Origin of the sequence: Proteiniphilum sp. X52 (assembly GCF_003712195.1) — a bacterium.
Taxonomy (GTDB): domain Bacteria; phylum Bacteroidota; class Bacteroidia; order Bacteroidales; family Dysgonomonadaceae; genus Proteiniphilum.
Window position 1 is genome coordinate 1 of the sequence record NZ_RDSD01000049.1, and the last position, 3110, is coordinate 3110.

1 protein-coding gene is annotated in these 3110 nt (G+C 46.9%); it reads right to left on the bottom strand.

Annotation, left to right across the window (positions count from 1 at the left end; genetic code table 11):
• Positions 1–3110, bottom strand: a 3110-nt coding sequence (locus tag D7D25_RS17420) for an FG-GAP-like repeat-containing protein (protein WP_370453869.1), incomplete at both ends; no start/stop codon positions are given.

Sequence of the window (3110 nt, forward strand, 5' to 3'; positions counted from 1 at the left end):
CAAATATAGTAAATTTTCCACACACCGGCTTCTTTTACATATACAGCAGGCGCTGAATAAGCATCACCACCGAGGTACAGCCTTTCGGTGTTCGAGGGCGCATCCAGCTCATACTGTCCCCCTATGTAGTATCGAGTCAATACCGGAGTGGTTCCATTGGCCACGTACATCTTCACCCTGTCTCCTGCCGCATTGTATGTAAACGATGCACTCAACCCGTTCTCGTCCACCCGTGACGGACGCTGGAAGGAGGTGTACGCCACGCTCTGGTTTCGTAACGGCACCGCACTTCCTTCAGGACTGAGCAAGGTTACCTGGTAGGGTTTGGCCGAGTTGCCGTAGGTCATGGTTCCCACACCCTCTATACGTGTTATGTTGCCGTTGGCCGCATAAGTGATTGTCTTGCCTGCAGCGCTTATCAGGCGGTTCAGGTTGTCGTAGGAGAAATTTTCCGTCTTGCTATGCCTGTTGTCTGTCCGGCTTAAAAGGTTACCTTTCTGCACGTCAAAATTGTAAGTGAAATTTTGGATACTACCGGCTGTCCTGCCTGTGGGTATACCGACAGCATTATATGTGTAGCTCCTGTTTATGCTTCCTGTTGTTATTGCTGTCGCTTGTCCCAATGCATTTTCCGCTGTAAGTTTCCATATTGTGGTAGAACCGTTCAGTTTTATTTCAGTATTATGTCCGTTTGCATGCACAAAATTTTCTGTTCCGATAGTGCCGTCTTGGGATGTATATTGTACTGAGAAAACATTTCCACCGTTATAAGTAATTGTTTTTTGTAGCCACTTGCTGTCAGGTACAGTTTCCTTTTCGGTCACCGGCCTGTCATAAGTGTCATAAGTAAATGTTTTTGAAGTACCATTTGTTGAACTCTCGCTTGCTAATAATCCATTCTCATTATACGCGTAGGTAGTAGTAAACTCGCCCTGGCGTTGTAGACTGGTAATACGGCCGTATTTATCAAAGACCGATATATTGGTTCCTTTCGGGTTGGTTTTGGTTAGGGTTAATACTCCTGCCGTAGTGTATGAATAAGTGGATGTTTGCCGTCCGGCGCTTGGATCTACCAGTGCTGTTTGTCTTCCGAAAGCGTCGTACTCGAACGATGTAACTACTCCACCCGGAGCTGTGATGGAAGATGGTTGCCCGTCCGGCCGTTGAGTATAGGTGATTGTGCCTCCAGGATCTGAGACGCTTATCAAGGCTCCGGAAGCATCTACTGTCCTGGTTTTGGCGATGCCGTTTTTTGTTTCAGTGAGACTCAATCCGGAGTAACTCCATGAAGTGGTTTTTCCCGACGCTGCAGTAACTCTTGTGGGACGATCGTAATTGTCATAGTTATAATTGTTCCATTGTGTGGCTGATGTGCCCTTGAAAGGAAGGGAGGTACGACTAATCCGCCCGTAAGTATCATATTCTGTATCTACAAACTGCCATTGCCCGTCAAACCTCTGGTTACCACTGCGTATTTCGCGGCCCAAGGCATCGTAATGGGTTATCACAGCAGGACTGCCCGTAACTGTTTTGGTGACAGTATACAGCCCTGCGCCACCCCATGCAAAAGCGGTCGTTTCAGTTATCCCATCTGCATAATAAACCGTGTTAGTCCTTCCCCAACCATCCATACCGTATCTGGTTACACGCCTTCTATGATCGTAAATAATCCTGGGATTACCGTACCTGTCAAAATCGGCGTATTCGGTGTTTTGTTCCAATGCATTTGTCACGGAGGCAATGTATCTTCCCGATGAATCATAGGTATAGGTATCTCCAAGGAATTCGGTTACGTTGTAAGGTGCTGACTTTTCAGAGGCGACATTCCAGTTGGCATCGTATGTCCATCTGGTTTCACGCGTCTTATTAGTACCGGTCGATCCTGTATGGGTGATCCGAGTAAGGGGAAGGCGTACCGAGTTGTAAGTGAATGTTTCCTTGTCGATCCACGAAGAGCCCGCACGGGTATTGGTTACCGTTTTGGCTACAGGTTGACCAATCAGGTAGATGCTACCGGAAGTGGAGTTGTAGTAAGTCTGGTCGGTAACAGCAGTCACACCTCCACTATAATTCACGGACTCTTTTGTCACATTCCCGTAGGTGTCATACACATATGCCGTTGTTACAGTCTGGTTGGTGAGCCTGTTCAGAGCGGAGCGGTTGGTAAGCCTTATTTTGGCGATCTTGTTGGATTGCACACTTACTGTCCATGTATTGGTAACTTTGGATGTGGGTGATTCGTCACTTTTCAATATTCCGAAATTGTACGGGTCATATTCTTGTGTGTAATAACGCCCCCTCATGTTATCGTTTATCATTATCCGGCCGAAGCCACAGAATCCTCGCCCCTGCTTATGGATAACGGCGTTATCATAGCGGTACTCCTTATATTCATTGCGTGTACCATTCACGTATTGTTCGGTACTAACGGGAAAAGAGAATGGACCCTGAAAGTTTTCAAAAGGATATACAGCTCCATAACCTTTTGAATAGTAATATTCCGCCTCGTTAAGCATCCTATAATGATTCTTACTCACCACTCCCAGGCTATTGACTGCTCCCGTGAGTAGCTTCTCCTTTGTGTCATTCCTTGGGAAGGAGAACCGCGTGACCTTACCGTCCTTTAAAGCTACCAGTTGGTGAAAATAGTTGCGGCTGTTGATATCTGTCGGCACCAGTACAGAACCACTATATACAAAAGAGGTGTAGGAGGTTGCATAAGTTGTTCCGGGTCTTGTTATGTAAGTGTAAAATCCCGACGTTCCGGTTACTTTAACAATATCAGTGAGACCGTCGCTATTTATATCCTGAGTTAGAAATGTATCCGTACTTGCCCTACTTGCGAAGGATGCGGCAACCCTTTCGAACTGGCCATTGCCCATTGCGTAGTAAATAGCCCAGTCCAACGCTCCCGTTTTCGGGGACAGCAGGAAGTCGGGCTTGCCATCGCCGTTGAACTCGCCTATTAATAACTCCCTGCCTTCAAGGGTCGATTTTTTAAGTGCGGCGTATGAGGAGACCTGCCTTACAGAGTAGGTGGAACCCGTGACATCGAACGTGTAAATATACGTGCCGTTGTCATTGATCAGGCAGATGTCGGTTTTGCCGTC